Source organism: Azospirillum sp. A23, assembly GCF_042938965.1.
In the GTDB taxonomy this organism is placed as follows: Bacteria; Pseudomonadota; Alphaproteobacteria; order Azospirillales; family Azospirillaceae; genus Azospirillum; species Azospirillum melinis.
Window position 1 is genome coordinate 65,137 of the sequence record NZ_CP170669.1, and the last position, 17,807, is coordinate 82,943.

Annotated in this window: 19 protein-coding genes; 5 read left to right on the plus strand and 14 right to left on the minus strand. The window is 69.4% G+C overall.

Going from position 1 to position 17,807, the window contains the following annotated elements; all coding sequences use genetic code 11:
* Positions 1 to 45 precede the first annotated feature (45 nt).
* Both ABNQ40_RS32990 and ABNQ40_RS32995 read left to right on the plus strand, forming a co-directional pair.
* Complete coding sequence (locus ABNQ40_RS32990) at positions 46 to 456, plus strand: helix-turn-helix domain-containing protein (RefSeq protein ID WP_109050188.1); 411 nt, start codon at positions 46 to 48, stop codon at positions 454 to 456.
* A 1-nt stretch (position 457) separates the two neighbouring features.
* Positions 458 to 1,780, plus strand: coding sequence for a type II toxin-antitoxin system HipA family toxin (locus ABNQ40_RS32995; RefSeq protein WP_158285592.1), 1,323 nt, complete (start codon positions 458 to 460; stop codon positions 1,778 to 1,780).
* A gap of 43 nt (positions 1,781 to 1,823) precedes the next feature.
* On the opposite strand, the gene ABNQ40_RS33000 is transcribed toward ABNQ40_RS32995, so the two are convergent.
* The 10 genes from ABNQ40_RS33000 to ABNQ40_RS33045 all read right to left on the minus strand — a co-directional run bounded on the left by ABNQ40_RS33000 (position 1,824) and on the right by ABNQ40_RS33045 (position 10,952).
* The gene (locus ABNQ40_RS33000) at positions 1,824 to 2,729 is read right to left on the minus strand and encodes a TauD/TfdA family dioxygenase (RefSeq protein ID WP_109050186.1); all 906 of its coding nucleotides are present in this window, start codon (positions 2,727 to 2,729) and stop codon (positions 1,824 to 1,826) included.
* 32 nt (positions 2,730 to 2,761) lie between these two features.
* The gene (locus ABNQ40_RS33005) at positions 2,762 to 3,460 is read right to left on the minus strand and encodes a ThuA domain-containing protein (protein ID WP_109050185.1); all 699 of its coding nucleotides are present in this window, start codon (positions 3,458 to 3,460) and stop codon (positions 2,762 to 2,764) included.
* Positions 3,457 to 4,245: an SDR family NAD(P)-dependent oxidoreductase gene (locus ABNQ40_RS33010; RefSeq protein ID WP_109050184.1), complete on the minus strand. Its 789-nt coding sequence runs from the start codon at positions 4,243 to 4,245 to the stop codon at positions 3,457 to 3,459. Before ABNQ40_RS33010 ends, ABNQ40_RS33005 begins: the two co-directional genes overlap by 4 nt.
* 104 nt (positions 4,246 to 4,349) lie before the next feature.
* Positions 4,350 to 4,910 carry a hypothetical protein gene (locus ABNQ40_RS33015; protein ID WP_109050183.1) on the minus strand — a complete coding sequence of 187 codons (561 nt, stop codon included), beginning with the start codon at positions 4,908 to 4,910 and terminating at the stop codon, positions 4,350 to 4,352.
* Positions 4,911 to 4,936: 26 nt separating this feature from the next.
* Positions 4,937 to 5,743 (minus strand): sugar phosphate isomerase/epimerase, encoded by an 807-nt coding sequence (locus ABNQ40_RS33020; protein ID WP_158285591.1) that lies wholly within the window; start codon positions 5,741 to 5,743, stop codon positions 4,937 to 4,939.
* A complete protein-coding gene (locus tag ABNQ40_RS33025; protein ID WP_109490968.1) occupies positions 5,740 to 6,558 on the minus strand; it encodes an SDR family NAD(P)-dependent oxidoreductase in 819 nt (272 codons plus the stop codon). Before ABNQ40_RS33025 ends, ABNQ40_RS33020 begins: the two co-directional genes overlap by 4 nt.
* A gap of 26 nt (positions 6,559 to 6,584) precedes the next feature.
* Complete coding sequence (locus ABNQ40_RS33030) at positions 6,585 to 7,565, minus strand: ABC transporter substrate-binding protein (RefSeq protein ID WP_109050181.1); 981 nt, start codon at positions 7,563 to 7,565, stop codon at positions 6,585 to 6,587.
* Positions 7,562 to 8,584, minus strand: a complete 1,023-nt coding sequence (locus ABNQ40_RS33035; RefSeq protein ID WP_109050180.1) for an amidohydrolase family protein — start codon at positions 8,582 to 8,584, stop codon at positions 7,562 to 7,564. Before ABNQ40_RS33035 ends, ABNQ40_RS33030 begins: the two co-directional genes overlap by 4 nt.
* Positions 8,585 to 8,664: 80 nt before the next feature.
* Positions 8,665 to 10,182, minus strand: a complete 1,518-nt coding sequence (locus ABNQ40_RS33040) for an ABC transporter permease (protein WP_247879827.1) — start codon at positions 10,180 to 10,182, stop codon at positions 8,665 to 8,667.
* Positions 10,179 to 10,952 carry an ABC transporter ATP-binding protein gene (locus ABNQ40_RS33045; protein WP_109050179.1) on the minus strand — a complete coding sequence of 258 codons (774 nt, stop codon included), beginning with the start codon at positions 10,950 to 10,952 and terminating at the stop codon, positions 10,179 to 10,181. Before ABNQ40_RS33045 ends, ABNQ40_RS33040 begins: the two co-directional genes overlap by 4 nt.
* A gap of 420 nt (positions 10,953 to 11,372) precedes the next feature.
* On the opposite strand from ABNQ40_RS33045, the gene ABNQ40_RS33050 reads away from it, so the two are divergent.
* The gene (locus ABNQ40_RS33050; RefSeq protein ID WP_109050178.1) at positions 11,373 to 12,305 is read left to right on the plus strand and encodes a LysR family transcriptional regulator; all 933 of its coding nucleotides are present in this window, start codon (positions 11,373 to 11,375) and stop codon (positions 12,303 to 12,305) included.
* Positions 12,306 to 12,346: 41 nt separating this feature from the next.
* Here the strand turns inward: ABNQ40_RS33050 and ABNQ40_RS33055 are convergent, their stop codons facing one another.
* A complete protein-coding gene (locus tag ABNQ40_RS33055) occupies positions 12,347 to 13,030 on the minus strand; it encodes a GntR family transcriptional regulator (protein WP_109050177.1) in 684 nt (227 codons plus the stop codon).
* A gap of 193 nt (positions 13,031 to 13,223) precedes the next feature.
* On the opposite strand from ABNQ40_RS33055, the gene ABNQ40_RS33060 reads away from it, so the two are divergent.
* A complete protein-coding gene (locus tag ABNQ40_RS33060; protein ID WP_109490966.1) occupies positions 13,224 to 14,084 on the plus strand; it encodes a DUF1989 domain-containing protein in 861 nt (286 codons plus the stop codon).
* An 85-nt stretch (positions 14,085 to 14,169) separates the two neighbouring features.
* On the plus strand, positions 14,170 to 14,709 hold the full coding sequence (gene def, locus ABNQ40_RS33065) for a peptide deformylase (protein ID WP_109490965.1): 540 nt from the start codon (positions 14,170 to 14,172) through the stop codon (positions 14,707 to 14,709).
* On the opposite strand, the gene ABNQ40_RS33070 is transcribed toward def, so the two are convergent.
* Genes ABNQ40_RS33070 through ABNQ40_RS33080 form a run of 3 tightly spaced genes read right to left on the minus strand, consistent with a single transcriptional unit; the run spans position 14,657 to position 17,802 of the window.
* The gene (locus tag ABNQ40_RS33070; RefSeq protein WP_247879824.1) at positions 14,657 to 15,877 is read right to left on the minus strand and encodes a CaiB/BaiF CoA-transferase family protein; all 1,221 of its coding nucleotides are present in this window, start codon (positions 15,875 to 15,877) and stop codon (positions 14,657 to 14,659) included. The genes def and ABNQ40_RS33070 overlap by 53 nt on opposite strands.
* A 54-nt stretch (positions 15,878 to 15,931) precedes the next feature.
* Positions 15,932 to 16,921, minus strand: a complete 990-nt coding sequence (locus tag ABNQ40_RS33075) for an NADPH:quinone oxidoreductase family protein (RefSeq protein WP_109050176.1) — start codon at positions 16,919 to 16,921, stop codon at positions 15,932 to 15,934.
* On the minus strand, positions 16,918 to 17,802 hold the full coding sequence (locus ABNQ40_RS33080; protein ID WP_109050175.1) for a MaoC/PaaZ C-terminal domain-containing protein: 885 nt from the start codon (positions 17,800 to 17,802) through the stop codon (positions 16,918 to 16,920). Before ABNQ40_RS33080 ends, ABNQ40_RS33075 begins: the two co-directional genes overlap by 4 nt.
* Positions 17,803 to 17,807 lie beyond the last annotated feature (5 nt).

A 17,807-nucleotide genomic window follows, 5' to 3' on the forward strand; every position in this document is an offset into this window, starting at 1 on the left:
CGCACATGAGGCCTAATTTCTGGATTGCGCATCAGGTGTAAGACGATGAAAACCGCAGACGGAACCTACAGGACCAAAGGATCGCCGGTCTATCCGGCGGTGGCTCGGGCAATCGCGAAGCTCGGCCGGGACATCTCTCTCGCACGCCGGTCGCGCCGCATTCCAGCCGAGGATTTCGCGCGGGCGATGGGCGTGTCCCGAGCGACCCTGCATCGGCTGGAGAAGGGCGATGCCGGCGTCTCGCTCAACACACTCGCGATGGCGCTCAACGCGCTCGGCCGGCTGGATCTGCTCACGAACCTCCTCGACCAGACGAAAGATGACGTTGCCTTGATGATGCTCCGCCAGGACGTGCCGACCCGCGTCTCGAAGCCTCGGGCGAAGAAAAACGGGTCGAAGCCCGATGACGCCACGACCGGCCCCATCGTCTCCAACGAAGAGGTGGAGGGTTGGTGAGATGACGACACGAAGGATCGACGTCCGGCTCGGAACGAATGCCGTTCCCGTGGGAGAGTTCATCCACGAGAGCACGGGCACCCGCGAAACGTCCGCATTCACCTATCACGCCTCGTGGCTGGACAACCCGCGGGCCTTCGCCATCGCGCCCGACCTGCCGCTCCAGGTGGCTCCGTTCTACCACGCGCGCACGGGCAACGCCTCCGCGCTTCCCGGTCCGATTGCCGATGGTTCCCCGGATTCGTGGGGCCGTGCCATCATCAGGATGGCGCTGGGCGGCCGCGTGGACTCGGAACTCGACTACCTGTTGGAGGCCGACGACGAACTCCGCTCCGGAGCGCTTCGCTACTTCGACAAGCCGGGCACTGCCGGGAAGCCGCTCGCACCCCCCAGGGAGGCGGGCGAGATCTCCATTCCGCGCCTTTTCGACCTCGAGCAGATCGTGGCCGAGTCCCGTGCGTTCGAGGCGGACCCCATCCACTACCGGGAGAGCCGGGCGAAGATGCTTCACGGCGGTCTGCTCAAGACCGCCATCGGATCGCTCGGCGGCGCGAGGCCGAAGGTGAACGCCCGCGATGAGCATGGTGCTCTGTGGATCGTGAAGCTGGCGAAGATGGACGATGAGTATGCTGTCGCCCGTGCCGAGGTTCTGGCGCTCCGCCTGGCCAAGCGCGTCGGCATCAAGGCGTCCACGGCCGACGTGCTGCCGACCGGTCAGCGCTTCCCCGTCGCGATCATCCGGCGTTTCGACCGCATTGCCGGCCGCGCAGCCGGTCAGCCGCACGCCCGTGTCCCCTTCATCTCGGCACAGACCTTCATGGGGCTGCGCGGTGCCCAGCCGGGCAACTACGTGGATCTGGCCCAGCGGATGCTTACGCACTGCGCGACCCCACAGACCGACATGCGCGAACTCTTCCGGCGGGTGATGTTCAGCATCCTGATCCGGAACACCGACGACCATCTGCGGAATCACGGTTTCCTCGCCGCGCCCGGAGGCAAGTGGACCCTCTCTCCGGCGTTCGACGTGAACCCGGTTCCGGAGGAGGGCACCCTGAAAACCGCCATCTCCGAGATCCACGGCAATGAACTCAGCGTGGCCCGCCTGATCGAGGCCGCTCCGTATTTCCAGACGAGCGAGGACGAGGCCCGCAAGATCGCCATCGGCATGGCCAATGCGATTTCCGCCGAGTGGCGGCAAATCGGAACGAGGCTCGGCATGACCGGGCAGGACATGCGGGCCATCGCCCCGGCGATGGAGAACCGCCAGATCGAGGAAGCGCTTGCGCTCGGGCGAACGACGGCTCCCGGCGCCACCATCCCGTGAGGCGGGGCATGCCCGGTTTCCGCTGCCGGGCATGCCGCACCCGTCATTCCGGTACGGAGCCTTTCACCACGACGCGCATCAGCACGCGGCGGTGCTTGCCCATCTCGTAATTGGCGGTGGCGCGGTGCAGCAGGCAGCGGTTGTCCCAGAAGACGAGGTCGCCGTGCCGCCAGCGGTGGATGTGGACGAAGCGGTCCTGCGTCGCATGCTCCAGCAGTTCCTCCAGCAGGGTGCGCCCCTCCTCCTCCGGCATGCCTTCGATGTGGGAGCTGTACATGCCGATGTAGAGGCTCTTGCGCCCGGTCTCGGGATGGGTGCGGACCAGTGGATGGGCGATGGGCGGAGCGGCGGCGATGTCGTCCTCGGTCGGCGGGGCGCTGCCGGTGTAGCGGCGCATGAACTCCAAACTCTGCACCGACTTCAGCCCGTCGATCCGCCGGCGCGTGGCCTCCGGCAGCGCGTCGTAGGCGGCGGTCATGTCGGCGAACTGGGTGTCGCCGCCGTTCGGCGGCAGTTCCACCGCCTGCAGCATCGTCAGCAGCGACGGCTCGCGCAGGAAGGACTTGTCGGTGTGCCAGAAATAGTTGGAGCTGATGAAGGGCTTGGCCACCGGGTTGCCGGCGGCGTCCAGATTGGTGATGGTGTGGACCGCATCCCACTTCGACCCGTCGGCCAGCCGGATCATGTGGCCCTCGATTGGGCCGAACAGTTCGGCGAAGCGGTACATGCGCTCCTTGTCCAGCGACTGGTTGCGGATCACCAGCAGATGATGGTCGCGGAAGGCCGTCCGCACCGCATCGACCGTCGCGTCGTCGAGCGGCCGGGACAGGTCGAGCCTGTCGGTTTCCGCCCCGATGATGCCGTCGAGCGGCGTGAACAGGGGAATGGTCGCGGCCGAGGCGGCGGAAGCAGCGGCGGAAGAGGCGGCTGGCGCATGGAGGCTGGTCATCGGGACGGTTCCTCGTGCAGGTCGGTTGGTTTTCAAAGCGGTCGGCGGCAGGCCCAGAGGGCGGCGCGCGTCAGTATTTGGCGGTGGACCGGGTGTTCCAGGGACGCGCGGTCATGGCCCAGCGTGTCGGCCACCACCCGCCCCGGCCCGGCGTCGCGCGTCCACAGGGCGGGCCAGGCGTGTCCCCCTTCCGGCGCCACAAGCGCCAGCGGCCGGACATCGCCGGCCAGATCGAAGTCGCCGTATGCCTCGTCGGTGACGGTGAAGGGCGGCAGGCCGGCGGTCAGGGGATGGGGAAGGTCGGTGGGGACCAGAGTGACCGGACCGCGCGGCGGGTGGGCGGAGCGGCCCCACACCCAGGCGCCGCCCAGCAGATCCTTCCAGTCCGGCCAGTCGTCGAAGCAGATCAGCGCGGTGTGCAGGCCCAGCAGCCCGCCCCCGCCGGTGACGAAGTTCCACAGCCTCCGCCGCCCGTCGGGCGACAGCGAGAAGGCCCAGCGCTCACGGTGGGGGGCGTATTTCTCGCTGCCCAGCATCCGCCAGCGCAGCGCATAGACGGTGAGCAGGTCGAAGCCGCCCTGTTCCAACGCCGCCAGCCCGCCTTCGATGTCGTCGGTGACGGTCGAGACGATCCCCGCACCGGCCAGAATCCTCTCCAGAGCCGGAGCGGCGTCGGCGAAGGGGTGGCCGATGCCGCCGGTCAGGATCAGGTTGCGGACCGCCCCGCTCATCGGTCGTCCGCCGGGGACTTCACCGCCGGCGCACGGCGGGGCAGGTGCATCTTCAGGCTGAAGGACACGCCGCCGTCGACCATGAGATGCTGTCCGTGGATGTAGCGCGCCCGGTCCGAGGCCAGGAACAGCACCGCGTCGGCGACATCGTCGGCGGTGCCGAGCGACCGGGCGGGGACGGCGGCGCCGCGCACCGCGCGCACCTCCGCATCCGCATAGATCGGCGCCGACATGCCGGCGTCGATGAAGCCGGGGGCGACGGCGTTGACCCGTACGCCGCGCGGCGCCAGCGCCAGCGCCAGATGTTCGGTCAGCAGCGCGACCGCCGCCTTGGTCGCCGGATAGGCCCCGGCGTCGGGGCTGGGGGCGACGGCGTTCAGCGAGGTGATGTTGACGATGGCCCCCGACCCGCGGTCCGCCATCCGCCGCGCGACGGCACGGGTGACGATGAAGGTGCCGGTCAGGTTGACGTCCACCACGCGGCGGAAATCGGCGACGCTGTGCTCCAGCAGGTCGCCGAAGCGGACGATGCCGGCATTGTTGACCAGCAGGTCGGGGCCGTCGCCGAACGCCTCAGTCATCGCGGCGACCACCGCGTCGATCTGCGCCTCGTCGGTCACATCGGCGGTGAAGGCCAGGGCGCCGGGAATGCGCGCGGCCTCGACCTCCAGCCCGGCGGGATCGAGGTCTAGCAACGCCACGCGGTATCCCTCGCCGGCCAGACGGCGCGCGATGGCCGCGCCCAGCCCGCCGCCGGCTCCGGTCACCAGAGCGGTCTTGGTCATGCGATCCTCCCGGAAAAACGGGTTTTGAAGGTTGACGGGATCCCCGTCGCAGCGTGCTCTGCACCCATCGCAGTGGTCTTCCTTGTTCCGGATGCGGCGGCCCGTCAGCCGCGCGGGCGCCTGCTGACGACGGTTCCGGCCTCGGGCTGGAAATAGCTGCGCTCGGGCTTGTAGGTACCGCTGACCACGGTGATGCCCCAGCTTCCCTGCTCCAGCGCCATGAAGCCGTGAATGTCGGCGGGCGGGGCGATCACCACGCTGTCGCCCGGCTCCAGCACGCGGTCCTCGACCATGGTCAGGTCGGCCTTGCCGGGAACCGAGCCGTCGTCGCGCCGCTCATAGACGGTGTGCTTCACCCGCCCCCGGTAGATCGCCATGCTCTCCCAGTTGCCATGGTCGTGGACGGCGATGGGCTGGCCGTCGGGCAGCTCGAACAGCAGGATCGACAGGTCGCCGTCATAGTAGAGGTACTGGGAATTGGCGACGTGGTTGCCGATGCGCGGCACGCCGGCCGTGCACAGGTCGGGCCGGGCGGCGAGCGCGGCCAGCGGTTCGCGCAGCGCCTCCGTCAGGCGGGGGGTGTCGTGTCCGTGCGTCTCGATCGCCCGGATCGCCGCCTGGGCGCAGGCGCGGATGGCGGTGCCGGTCTCTGGGCTGGCGGCCATGATGGTTCCTCCTGGGTGGGCGGTGGTCAGAGCGTCGCCAGCAGGCGGCGGGTGGCGGCGACGGCGCGCGCCACGCGGGCCGGCGCGTCCATCTTCCGCGCCAGGGCGGCGGTGGGGATTTCGAGGGCGAGCGGCAGGCCGGGCGGAAGCGCGCGCAGCAGCCCGGTCAGGTCGATGCCGCCGTCGCCGGGAAACAGCCGCTCCTTCACCGCGGTGTGCAGCAGGGCGTCGCGGTCGGTCCCATAATCGCGCGGGGCGTCGCAGAGATGCATGTAGGCGAACAGGCCGGGCGGGATCGCCGCCACCTCGGCCGGCGTGCCGCCGGAGCGGTCGTAATGCAGCGCGTCGAGCGCGAGGCCGATGTTCGGGCGCCCCACCCGGCCGATCAGCCGGGCGGCGGCGGCGGCGCTCGGCACGCTCATCCAGGGCACGAACTCGAACTGCACGGTCAGGCCGAAGCCGGCGGCATCGTCGCACAGCCGCCCCAGCCTTGCCGCCAGCCGCCCCTCGTCGGGGTCGTCGCCGGTCGCCAGAACATGGCGGGCGCCCAGCTCGGCCGCCGCCTCCAGGAAGGGGCGGAAGGCGTCGAGGTCGGTGTGGGGCAGGACGCGGGCGGTGTTGGCGTCGAGCGCCGTGACGCCGCGGTCAGCCATGCGCCGCTTCATCTCGCGCCGCAGGACGGGGTCGGCCAGCAGCGGCATCGGATCGCCGTCGGGCTGGCCGCCCAGCAGGCGCAGGCCGACATGGGCGCAGCCCTGGTCCGCCGCCACCGTCACCATGTCGGTCGGCGACAGCTCCGGGACCGTGTAATAGGAGAGCGACAGCGGGTTCACGCGGCGCCTCCCGCCGCCTGGAGGGGGGAGGGAGCCGGACGGACGCCGCCATACTGCGCCCAGCTGCCGGCGACGTGCCATCCGGCATCCACCACCAGATTGACGCCGGTGATCGCCGACGCCCGGTCGGAGGCCAGGAACTCGATGCTCTCCGCCACCTCGCGCGGCTGCACGATCCGGCCGAGCGCCGTGAATTCGGCCGGATCGGCGGCGTAGCGGCCCGACCGGATCCGTTCGACCACCCGCGGCACCAGCGTCGAGCCGGGCGAGACGCAGTTGACCCGGACCCCGGCGCGCCCCCATTCCCCGGCGAGGTTCAGCGTCAGGCTGACCACCCCCGCCTTGCTCGACGCATAGGCATGGACCGGCACCGAACCGATGGCAGCGATCGACGCGATGTTGACGATGCTGCCCCGCCCCTGCCGCGCCATGCGGGTGCCAAAGGCGCGGTTGGCGTAATAGGTGCCGGTCAGGTTGACGTGGACCGTGCGCTCCCACACCTCCAGCGGCAGCTCGGCCGGCGGCAGCACCGGCTGGAAGACGGCGGCGGCGACCACCAGCGCGCCGACCGGACCATGCGCCGCCTCGATGACGGCAGCCGCCCGCTCCACCGCGCCGGCGTCGGCGATGTCGAGCGCCAGCGCGGCGCCGCCGAGATCGCCGGCCACCCGCTCCGCGGCATCCGGGTCGAGGTCGGCGACCGCCAGCCGCCAGCCGCGCGCCGCCATCAGCCGGGCGGTCTCCTCGCCGATGCCGTTGCCGCCGCCGATGACGACGGCCAGCGCGCCGTCCGCGGTCGAGGTCTGCTGCGTCATGGCCGGGTCCATTTCCGGGTTCTCCGTCACTTGCGCAGATCTGCGGCGAGGAAGGAGCTGTCCAGCACCTTCGACCAGTCGACCGGGCCGGACCATTCGCCCATGCGCTCCATGCCCTTGACCCAGATGTTCAGGGCGTCCATGTCGAAATCGCCCTGGCTCCAGTACTTGATCGCCGCCATGCGCTTCATCGAGGCGGTGGCGACATCGACCGGCAGCGTGTCGCCATAGCGCTTGGCGACCATCTTCGCGGCCTCTTCCGGATTCTCGTAGATGAAGTTCACCGCGGAGCGCCAGGCGGCGAGCAGCCCGCGCAGCTGGTCCGGGCTCTTGCGCATGAAGTCGCCGGTGGCGACGCCGACGGTCGGCGTCATCGACGGCAGGTTCTCCAGCGAGAAGGCGACCTTGTAGCGGTCCTTGCGGGCGCTGTAGAGCGGCTCCAGGATCAGCGCCGCGTCCACCCCGCCCTGCTCCAGCGCCGACAGGCCCGAGCCGACCGATCCCAGCGCCACCATGTCGGCCTTGCCGGGATAGCCGGCCGCCTCGAAGGCCATGACGACCATCAGCTCGCTCGACGATTTCGGCGCGGTGATGCCGACCTTGCGGCCGACCAGATCCTTGACCGAAGACACGCCGCTGTCCGGCCGCGTCACCCACAGCAGGTCGTCCACCCGGCGGATCGCGGTGTGGACGATGCGGATGTCCATGCCCTGCCTGATGCCGGCCAGCGCGGTGGAGGTGCTGACGATGCCGTAGCCGAGCCCGCCGCCCACCATGTTGCGGATGCCGGTGCCGCCGCCGACCGAACTCATCACGTCGGTGACGTCGACGCCGTTCTTCTTGTAGTCGCCGCGCTCCAGCGCCACCGCGATGGGGGCGGTGTTCAGCAGGGCGCCATAGTGGGACGCCATGATCTCCAGCGCATGGGCCTGCGGCGCCGAGGCCAGCAGGCCGCCGATCAGCGGCACCGCCGCCAGCGCGCGGGTCAGGAAACGGGTGATGGTCATGGCGTCCCTCCGTTGTAGGTTTTGTCTTTTCTCAGCAGGCGGCGGGCGTTGCCGGCCAGCGCCGGCGACACGGCGCCGTGATGCCCGTCCTCCGGCTGGTCCCAGCCGGCGAAATTGGTGCCGAAGACCAGCCGGTCCGGCCCCACCACCTGCGTCAGCAGCGCCAGCGCCCGGTCGTCGTTCAGGTGCGTGTCGAACCACAGGCGCGACAGCATTTCCTCGAAGGCGCCGTCCTTCTTCATCGACTGGCTGGCCCACGGGCGCTTCATGCCGGCCTGCGCCAGCCGCCCGGCGGTGAAGGCGGCGGCACCGCCGCCATGGCTGATCCAGACGTCCAGCCGGGGATGGCGCTCGAGCACGCCGCCGAAGATCAGGGTGGCGACGGCGATGGTCTCCTGCGCGGCGAAGCCGATGATGACGTCGAGGTCGAAACGCTTCAGCGCCGGGTCGCCGGGCGGCCCGTCGATGCCGGCCGGGGCCGGATGCAGGAACAGCGGCACGTCCAGCCGCACGAATGCCTCATAGAGCCTGTCGAACTCCGGGCTGTGCAGCGGCTCGCCCGCGAATTCGGTGCCGGTCGCCGCCCCCCACAGTCCCAGCTCGCCGACGGAGCGCTCCAGTTCCTCCGTCGCCGCGCGCGGATCCTGCATCGGCAGGGCGGCCAGCCCGCCCAGCCGGTCCGGATAGCGCGCGATCAGCTCGGCCAGCGCGTCGTTGTGCCGGCGGCAGAAGGAGACGGCGGAGGGCACGTCGATGTGGTGGAAATAGTTCAGCGGACTGGCCGACAGCACCTGGAAATCGATGCCGGACTGGTCCATGCGGCGCAGCCGCAGCTCCGGGTCGGTGAAGGGGCTGTTCAGGTGGCGGACGCCGCTCAGCCGGTAATTGCCGACGCGGTACCAGGGCTGGCCGTTCTCGTCAACGCCATGCTCCGGCCCGTGGATGCCGGCGGCGCCGTTGGTCGCCTCGAGGCGGACATGGGCATGGACGTCGATCAGCGACGCGGTTTCGATGGGCATGGCAAGGTCCTTTCCGCCGGGCGGGCCGGCGGCCGGGAAGAAAGGGGCTGGCGGAGAGGGCGTTCGAATGCGGGCGCCGCTCAGGCGACCCGGTGCATCCGGTTGTCGAGCGCGAGCAGCGCGCTGTTGACCGCCAGGGCGAACAGGCCGATCAGCACGGTGACGCTCATCATCGTCGCGGTGTCGTTGACGCTGATGCCGTTCATGATCATGAAGCCCAGCCCGCGCTTGGACGCGAACATCTCGCCGACCATCACGCCCAGCAAGGTGATGGAGAAGCTGATGCGCAGGCCGGTCACGATCTCCGGCACCGTCGCCGGCACCAGGACCGCGGTCAGCGTCTGCATCCGCGTCAGCCGCATGGCGCGGGCCGAGCGCCGCAGCACCGGGTTCATGGCGCGGATGGCGCCCATGGTGACCAGCATCATCGGGATGAAGCCGTGCAGCGTGCCGAAGGCGACCTTTGCCGGCATGCCCAGCCCGAACAGCAGCAGGATCACCGGATAGAGCGTGACCTTGGGAATGGCGTAGAGGGTGACGAACAGCGGTTCCAGCACGTCCGACAGCGACCGGTTGGCACCGATCAGCACACCCGCCAGCCCGCCGCCGATGCAGGAGATCAGCAGCGACAGCCCCAGCGCCTTGGCGGTCTCCGCCACATTTTCCCAGAAGGACGGGTTGCCGAACAGCACGGTCATCCGGTTCAGGGTGACGGCGGGCGAAGCCAGCGCCTCGTCCCCGGCGAGCCCGTGGAACAGCTGCCAGCCGCCCAGGATCAGCAGGGCGATGACGGCGGCGGCGGCCAGCTTCTCCCCCGCCCCGGCGGTGTCGCGGGCGCCGCCGACGCGGCCGGCACCGGAACGGTGGCGCACCCGCTGTTCCGCCCAGTGCAGCAGCACGGTCAGGCTGGAGACGAAGACCACGACGAACAGCAGCAGCGCGTACATCGTCCGGTCCTGGAGATTGTTGTACGCGAAGGCGATGGAGTAGCCGAGCCCGCTGCCGGCCAGGATGAACTCCGCCCCGATGACGCCGGTCACCGAATAGCTCAGCGCCAGCTTCACCCCGGTGAAGATGTGCGGCCCGGCGGCCGGAAGCTGGATCAGCAGCGCGTCCTGCACACGGTCGAGGCGGTAGGTGCGGCCGACCTTGCGCAGCACCGGCGGGATGCGGTCCAGCCCGGACAGCGTCGCCGTCACCATCGCCATCACCGCATAGAGGAAGCCCATGGCGATGATCGGCAGCGCGTTCATGCCGAGCAGCACGATGAACAGCGGATACAGCACGAAGAACGGCAGGGCGTAATAGCTGGCGATCAACGGCTCGACCGCCCGGCGGACCCGCGGCAGGGCGTGGAGCGCGACGCCGCCGGCGAAGCCCGCCACCATCGCGGCGACGGCGGCGGCCAGGATGTTGCGCAGGGTGAAGCCGATCTGCGACCAGAAGCCGTCGGTTCCCATCAGACGGACCAGCTCGGCAAACATCTCCGACGGTGGGATCATGGTGCCGCGCCCGACATAGCCCAGCCGGCAGGACGCCTCCAGCGCCAGGACGGCCGCGGCGGTGATCAGCAGGCGCTGGATGCCTGCCCGCGTCATCCCGCGACCCTCCGCTGGCTGGCCATCGCCTTCAGCGACTCCTCGCGCAGCGTGTTCCACAGGCGGGTGGTGACCTCGCCGAAGGCGGGTTCGGCGGCGATGGCGCTGGTGCGGTCGCGCGGCCAGCCGGTTTCGACGATCTCGATGAAGCGGCCGGGGCGCGACGACATCACGCCGATGCGGTCGGACAGCATCGCCGCCTCGTCCAGCGCATGGGTGATCAGCAGGACGGTCGCCCCGCTGGCCCGCCACAGCCGCAGCAGCTCGTCGCCCATCAGCAGGCGGGTCTGCTGGTCGAGCGCGCCGAACGGCTCGTCGAGCAGCACCAGGCGCGGGCGCATCACCAGCGTCCGGGCGATGCAGACGCGCTGGCGCATGCCGCCGGACAGCTGGTTGGGATAGGCGTCGGCGAAATCGTTCAGCCCCATGAAATCGATGGCATGGCGAACGCGCTCTTCCGCCTCCGCACCGCGGAAGCCGGCGCGGCGCAGGCCGAAGGCGATGTTGTCGCGCACGGACAGCCAGGGGAACGACGCATCCTCCTGGAAGACCACGCCGACCCCGTCGGGAACCGTGCCGCGCACGCGCTTGCCTTCGAAGGCGATGGTGCCGTCGGTTGGGCTGCTCAGCCCGGCCAGCACGTCGAGCAGGGTGGATTTTCCGCAGCCGGACGGCCCGACGATGGAGAAGAACTCTCCCCGGCGCAGGTCAAGATCGACCGGACCCAGCGCATGGACCGCCGATCCGAAGATGCGGGTGACGCCGGTCATCACCGCGTGGGCGTCGGCCGCGAGGCCGTTGGAACTCTGGGCACCGTTCGGACCCTGGGCGCGGCCGAAGGGAATGGGCTGCGCCGGATGGGACGCGCCTGCCGGCCCCTGGGAGGGATTCTTGGAAGGATCCTGGGGGATCGGTGCTCTTTCTGACGATAGGCCACGCATGGGCTGCATCTCCCTCCCGGTGTCGGGCGTTCGGCGTTGCCGCCTGAATTCTGTTTGTTTTGTAAGCATACAAATGCAGCCCGCCGGCCCTGTCTAGGACAGCTTTGGACCACCCCCATACAAAAATTGTTTGCCCTCCCCCGCCGCCGATGCGAGGCTTCCGTCCCTGCCGGTGGCGTGCCGCACGGCCGCCACGCTGGGCCGCCACATGGGGCCGCCCCACTGGGCCGCAACGATGGATCCCGACCGATGCGCAGCCGCCAGTTGGAGAGCTTCATCCTCGTCTGCGAACTGGGCAGCATCAGCAAGGCGGCGCTGGCGCTGAACATCGCGCAGCCGGCGCTGGGGGTGCAGATCAAGGCGCTGGAGCGGGAGTTCGGCGTGCCGCTGCTGGTCCGCACCGTCACCGGAACCTACCCCACCCCGGCCGGCCTCCTCTTTCTGGAAGAGGCGCGGCTGATGGTGCGGCGCCTGCAGGATTTGAAGCGCTCGCTGCGCGAGGTCGCCGGGCAGGTCCCGAGAACGCTGGCCGTGGGACTGACCCCCAGCCTGTCCGGGCTGCTGGCCGGCAGGCTGATGGAGCGGCTGCACGGCGCCCTGCCGGGGGTGGAACTGAAGCTGTTCGAAGAGCTGAGCCATGCCCTCATCGGCCATGTCTCATCGGGCAAGCTGGATCTGGCGCTGGCCTACACGGTGCCGCGCAGCCGCATGCTGCACCGGGAACCGCGGCTGAACGAGGCGCTGTGCCTGATCACCCATCCCGGTTCGCGGTTCGACGGGACCGGCCCGCTGTCACTGGCGGCCATCGCCGACGCCGAACTGGCGATGCCCAACGAGGGCGATCTGGTCAGGCGTCTGGTCACCGACGCGATGACGGCGCGCGGGCTGGTGCCGAACATCGCCTTCTCGCTCGAATCGATGCAGGCGATCAAGGACATGGTCCGGCGCGGACTGGCCTGCGCGATCCTGCCGCACAGCGCCGTCGCGGAAGACATCCAGGCCGGCACCCTGGTGATCCGGCCGATCTGCGACCCGGCGCTGATGCGCACGCTGTTCCTCATCCATCCCGCCGGAACCGACGTGAATGCCGCCACGGCAGAGGCGCTGCGCATCATCGACGGCCTGCTGGACGAGCTGAGGCGGAGGGACCGGAACTTCACCGTCGCGACGGAAGAGGAGTGATCGTTTCCGTGATCCTGCTGCCGACGCGGAAGCGCCGGCGGTCATTCGGCCGGCTCGGCCGCCCTTCGATGCTGCAACGCCCCAAGCACGCCACGCTCCGATTGCCGCAGATACGCGTCGAGCGTCGTCATCGATGCCAGCCGTTCGCCCGTCTCCAGCGCACGGAGGAGGGTGTGGTTGAGGTCGATGTAGGGCTCGTGAAGATGGGCCATGTCCTTGAGCTGCCCGAAGGCAAGCCGGAGTTCGGCGAGCACGAGGTCGAAGCTGGCGCTGAGCCGGGGGCTGTCGCACAGGCCGACCATGGCGCGGTGGAACTCCATGTTGTTCGTCCCGACCTTTTGCCAGTCCCGTTTGGCGCCAAGCTCCCTGCCCTCTTCGACCAGGACCCGCATGCGGGCGAACGCCGGATGGCCCCGGCTCGCCGCTTCGACGGCGCCACGCTGGATCACCGCGCGGACACGGTAGATGTCGATGATCGCGGCCTCGTCCGGCACCACGACGAAGACGCCGCGGTTGGGAATGTAGGAGAGCAGCCGCTGGCTGGTCAGAAAGCGGAACGCTTCGCGCAGCGTGTTCCGGGACACCGCGAAATCCGCCGCCACCCGGTGTTCCGAAAGCTTCTGGCCGGGCTCGAACTCACCGGCGATCAGCATTTCACGGATGCGGATCGCCACCGCGCCGGCAAGGGAAGCCTCGTCGGCTTCCATCGTCGTCCTGATCGTCATCGGCACCTCCCAAGATCCCGGCACTGCCGGATCGAGTCAAGATTGTTGAACAATAATTTTTGTGATACTCAACAATCTATACTCACTCGTTGAGCATATTACCGCATGGCCGTTATCGATCTCAATGATGATCACGGCGGCGATTCCGGCGGTGATGCCAGCGGCAATCCTGATGAACCGAACGGAAAAGCCAATGAAGCCCACCCCCATCACCGCGCCCCCCGCAGATGCCGCTGCACGCAAGGCGGTCGGGCCGGTCATCTGCTATCCGACGCAGAGCCTGCCACGTGCCGATCTGGCGGCATACCGCGCGGTGCGGGACGGGATGGAGCTGGTCGGGACGGTGGTGGTCCCGCCGCGCGATGCGGCCACCTGGACCGTGCCCGCCGGTCACTTCTTCCGCATCGTCTCGACCGAGGGCGCACAGGTTGGCGACCTCAACCTCTTCAACGCCAACGATTTGACGGAGCGGCTCTACACCGGCAAGACCCGCGCGCTGAACGGCACCCATGTAGGGCTTGGCGATCAGCTGTTTTCCAACTTCCCCTACCTCCGCCCCATCGCCACCATCACGCACGACACGCTCGACTGGTACGGTTTCGACGAATTCGGCGGATCGGTGCATGACGTCATCGGCACCCGCTGCGACCCTTACACGCACAACCTGCTCAGCGCCGGGGACCACTACCACCACTGCTGCCATTCGAATCTCACCCGCGCCCTGGCGAAAGCCACCGGCATGACCCTGCCCGAGGCCGAACCCCACATCCACGATGTGCTGAATGTTTTCATGTGTACGGGCTTCACCCGGGACACCGGGCAGTATTTCATGAAGGCAAGCCCCGTGAGGCCGGGCGATTACCTCGAGTTTTTCGCCGAAGTCGACCTGCTCGGCTGCATGTCCGCCTGCCCCGGCGGCGATTGCTCGTCGGAACATTCCTCGGACGCGGCCAGTTGCCATCCGCTCCTCGTCGAGATCTACAAACCGTCGCGATTGCCGGAGGGATGGCGCGCACCGGCCATCAATGGCTACGACCGAAGCCACGGCTGCTGAACGGCTCCGGACATCGCAGATCGCACTTGCACCGCGGCCGATCCCGATGACTCATGGAGCGGGCATCGAGCGGAGTGACGGACACATCATGCGTGAAATCCTGAAGATGGGTGATCCCCGCTTGCAGCGGGTGGCGAGGCCGGTCGAGGATATCCACGACCCGGCGGTGAAGTCGCTGATCGCCGAGATGTTCGAAACCATGCACGCCACCAACGGCGCCGGGCTGGCTGCACCGCAGATCGGCGTCGACCTGCGGGTGATCGTCTTCGGCTTCGACTTCAATCCGCGCTACCCGGACGTGCCCCCCGTCCCCGTCACCACGCTGATCAATCCCTGGTTCGAAAAACTTACCGACGAGGTGGAGGAGTCCTGGGAGGGCTGCCTGTCGGTTCCGGGACTGCGCGGGATGGTTCCGCGGTGCACGCATATCCGCTATGGCGGCACCCTGGAAGACGGCACAACGCTCGTCCGCGAAGCGACAGGCTTCCACGCCCGGGTTTTCCAGCACGAGTTCGACCATCTCGACGGCTTCCTCTATCCCCAGCGGATCGTGGACATGTCCAAGTTCGGCTTCATCGATGTCCTGTTCCCGGAGTCCGGACTGGCCGATCTGGAAGCGCACTGACCCGATCCAGGCGGGAGATGTCCTCGGCCGAAAACCCCCAATCCTCCAGGACGCTCCGCGTGTGCTCTCCCGGCTCCGGCGGCGGCCCCTGGACCGCCGGCCTGCTGCGGCTGAAGCGCGGGGCCGGCGCCGGCTGAACCACGCCGTCCATTTGGACGAAACTTCCACGCGCAGCCATGTGCGGGTGGTGCGGCGCCTCCGCCATCGACAGGACGGGGGCGAAGCAGACGTCGGTCCCCTCCAGCAGAGCGCACCACTCGTCGCGCGTCCGCGTCCGGAACGCCTCGGCGAACGCCTTGCGCAGACAGGGCCAATTGGCTTCGCTGCGGTCGCGCAAGGCCGCGTCGGTCAGCCCGAGAAGCTCCAGCAGTCTCTCGTAGAAGCGCGGCTCCAGCGAGCCGATGGCGACATGCCTGCCGTCGCTGGTCTCGTAGCTGTCGTACCAGGGAACGCCGCCGTCGAGCAGGTTCCCCGCCCGGCGGTCCCGCCACAGTCCGGCATCCAGCAGCCCATAGAGCGCGGCGCCCAGCGAAGCCGCCCCGTCGACCATCGCCGCATCGACCACCTGCCCCCGCCCCGACCGGTCGCGTTCGAGCAGGGCGCAGACGATGCCGAACGCCAGGTACATGGCCCCGCCGCCATAATCGCCGATCAGGTTCAGCGGCGGCAGCGGCCGGTCGGCCGGACCGATGGCGTGCAGCATGCCGCTGAGCGCGATGTAGTTCAGGTCGTGCCCGGCGGCCTTCGCCAGCGGCCCCTCCTGACCCCAGCCGGTGATCCGGCCATAGACCAGCCGCGGGTTGACGGCCAGCAGGTCGTCGGGGCCCAGGCCGAGCCGCTCCATCACGCCGGGGCGGAAGCCTTCGATCAGGGCGTCGGCCCGGACCGCCAGCCGCTTCAGCGCCGCCACCCCTTCCGGACTTTTGAGATCGAGCACGACCGAGCGCCGGCCGCGGTTGGTGACGTTGCTGGGGACCGGAATATCGATGCCCTGGTCGGGCGCCGAGGCGCGGTCGATGCGGATCACCTCCGCCCCCATGTCGGACAGCATCATGGCGCAGAACGGGCCGGGCCCGATACCAGCGATCTCGATGACGCGCAGGCCTACCAGCGGCCCCGTCGGCTTCCCATTCTCCATCGCATCGCGCTCCACAAGGTTTCTGCTCATTCGCCACACCACAGCGGCGACGCACGCCGTCTTTCCGGGCGTGCGGCGTCCCGGTCAGCGTGCGGCGTCGAAATCGAGCCGGATCACCGGCTTGCCGACGCTGCGCCGGTTCCGGAAATCGTCCAGCAGCGCGACCAGCGCGGACAGCGGATGAACGATGGGCCGTTCCGGCCGGAGAACGCCGGACCCGAACAGCGTGCGCAGGCGCGCCAGCAGCGCCCGGTTGGCCGCCGGCTCCTGCTGCATGAAGCCGCCCCAATCCACCCCGACGACGCTCGCCCGCTTCAGGAGCGGCAGGTTGAGCGGAATGCGCGGGATCTCGCCGGCGGCGAAGCCGACGACCAGATGGCGCCCGCCGGGGGCGAGGCTGCGGAAGGCCGGTTCTGACAGGGCGCCGCCCACCGGGTCCAGCACCAGATCGACCCCGCCGCCCAGCTTTTCCGTCATCGTGCGGCGCCAGTCCGGGGCGCCGTAATCGACCGCCAGATCGGCCCCACGCATCCGGCAGAAGGCCAGCTTCTCCGCCGAGGAGGCCGCCGCGACCACCCGGCCGCCGAGCCCGCGCGCGATGTCGATGGCAGCCGCTCCCACCGTCCCGGCGCCGCCGAGCACCAGCACCGTCTCGCCGGCGCGCATCCGCCCGCAGGTCTCCAGCGCATAGAGGCTGGTCGCATAGGCGCTGAGGACCGAGGCGGCGGTGGCGGCGTCCATATCCGGCGGCGTCGCCATGCAATGGTCGCAGCGGGCCACCGCGCGTTCGGCCAGCGCACCCTTGAAGGCGATGGCGGCGACCCGGAGGCCGACCAGCGCCGGATCGCCGCCCTCCCCCACCGCCAGCACCCGCCCGGCCAGTTCGCGGCCCGGAACGAAGGGCGGTTCCGGGCGCTCCTGGTAGCGTCCGCCCAGCAGGACCGCGTCGAAGCCGCCGATGCCGACCGCCTCGACCGCGATCAGCGCCTCGCCGGGGCCGGGCTCCGGTCCGGCGGTCTCGGCGATGCGCAATTCGGGCGGATCGCCATAGGACAGGCACTGCAACGCCTTCATCGGATGGTCCCCCCGCGCAGCCGGCTCAGGCCGTTTTTGACCACCACGATCTCGCGTGCCTTGACCCGCGCCTGGAAGGACACGGCGTCACCGTCCACCCACAGATCGACGGTGATCGTCTCCCCCGGAAAGACCGGGGCCGAGAAGCGCGCCTGATGGTGCAGCATGCGCTCCGGCTGGAAATCGCAGCAGGCCGCCAGCACGGCGCGGGCGGTGATCGCATAGGTGCAGAGCCCGTGCAGGATCGGGCGTGGAAATCCGGCGGCACGCGCCGCTTCCGGGTCGGCGTGCAGCGGGTTGAGGTCGCCGGAATGCCGGTAGAGCAGCGCCTGCGATGGCGTGGTCGGCATGTCCAGCGACAGGTCGGGTGCGCGGCCGGGCACCGGATGCGGCGCCGGCTGTCCGTCGGCCGGCCCGCCGAAGCCGCCTTCCGCCCGGCCGAAGGCGGTGGTGACGACGGTCGCCAGCGGCTCGGGATCGCCATCGAGGCGCAGGATCTTCTCCTGGGCGAAGACCGCGCCCTTCCCTGCCCCCTTGTCCCAGGCGCCGATCATGCGGCCCTCGACGATGCCCCTGCCGCTCGGCGGAAACGGTCCGTGCAGGGTGACGGACTGCTCGCCGTGCAGGAGGTAGCGGGTGTCGAGCCCGATCTGGAACAGCGGTCCGCCGGCGAAGGTCGGGACGATGGGGAAGGTCGGCAGCACCTTCAGGCCGCGTTCGTAGACGAAGGGCAATTCCTTTTCGTCCAACGAACTGGCCGCCGAACTGACCACTGAATTGGCGCCCGCCCCGACGCCCAGCGCGTAAAGCATCACGTCGCGCTCGGTCCAGGACGCCGGATCCTGCGTCCTCAGTGCCATGATCGCCGCATGGTCCAGCATGGTCC

What these genes read in the sequence shown, in the direction of transcription:
- ABNQ40_RS33015 (WP_109050183.1), bottom strand. Translation starts at nt 4,910, where the DNA reads ATGGCCGCCAGCCCAGAGACCGGCACCGCCATCCGCGCCTGCGCCCAG.
- ABNQ40_RS33055 (WP_109050177.1), bottom strand. Translation starts at nt 13,030, where the DNA reads ATGACGATCAGGACGACGATGGAAGCCGACGAGGCTTCCCTTGCCGGC.
- ABNQ40_RS33075 (WP_109050176.1), bottom strand. Translation starts at nt 16,921, where the DNA reads ATGAAGGCGTTGCAGTGCCTGTCCTATGGCGATCCGCCCGAATTGCGC.
- ABNQ40_RS32990 (WP_109050188.1), top strand. Translation starts at nt 46, where the DNA reads ATGAAAACCGCAGACGGAACCTACAGGACCAAAGGATCGCCGGTCTAT.
- ABNQ40_RS32995 (WP_158285592.1), top strand. Translation starts at nt 458, where the DNA reads ATGACGACACGAAGGATCGACGTCCGGCTCGGAACGAATGCCGTTCCC.
- ABNQ40_RS33035 (WP_109050180.1), bottom strand. Translation starts at nt 8,584, where the DNA reads ATGCCCATCGAAACCGCGTCGCTGATCGACGTCCATGCCCATGTCCGC.
- ABNQ40_RS33025 (WP_109490968.1), bottom strand. Translation starts at nt 6,558, where the DNA reads ATGACGCAGCAGACCTCGACCGCGGACGGCGCGCTGGCCGTCGTCATC.
- ABNQ40_RS33010 (WP_109050184.1), bottom strand. Translation starts at nt 4,245, where the DNA reads ATGACCAAGACCGCTCTGGTGACCGGAGCCGGCGGCGGGCTGGGCGCG.
- ABNQ40_RS33060 (WP_109490966.1), top strand. Translation starts at nt 13,224, where the DNA reads ATGAAGCCCACCCCCATCACCGCGCCCCCCGCAGATGCCGCTGCACGC.
- ABNQ40_RS33005 (WP_109050185.1), bottom strand. Translation starts at nt 3,460, where the DNA reads ATGAGCGGGGCGGTCCGCAACCTGATCCTGACCGGCGGCATCGGCCAC.
- ABNQ40_RS33045 (WP_109050179.1), bottom strand. Translation starts at nt 10,952, where the DNA reads ATGACCGGCGTCACCCGCATCTTCGGATCGGCGGTCCATGCGCTGGGT.
- ABNQ40_RS33000 (WP_109050186.1), bottom strand. Translation starts at nt 2,729, where the DNA reads ATGACCAGCCTCCATGCGCCAGCCGCCTCTTCCGCCGCTGCTTCCGCC.
- ABNQ40_RS33080 (WP_109050175.1), bottom strand. Translation starts at nt 17,802, where the DNA reads ATGCTGGACCATGCGGCGATCATGGCACTGAGGACGCAGGATCCGGCG.
- ABNQ40_RS33050 (WP_109050178.1), top strand. Translation starts at nt 11,373, where the DNA reads ATGCGCAGCCGCCAGTTGGAGAGCTTCATCCTCGTCTGCGAACTGGGC.
- ABNQ40_RS33070 (WP_247879824.1), bottom strand. Translation starts at nt 15,877, where the DNA reads ATGAGCAGAAACCTTGTGGAGCGCGATGCGATGGAGAATGGGAAGCCG.
- ABNQ40_RS33030 (WP_109050181.1), bottom strand. Translation starts at nt 7,565, where the DNA reads ATGACCATCACCCGTTTCCTGACCCGCGCGCTGGCGGCGGTGCCGCTG.
- ABNQ40_RS33040 (WP_247879827.1), bottom strand. Translation starts at nt 10,182, where the DNA reads ATGACGCGGGCAGGCATCCAGCGCCTGCTGATCACCGCCGCGGCCGTC.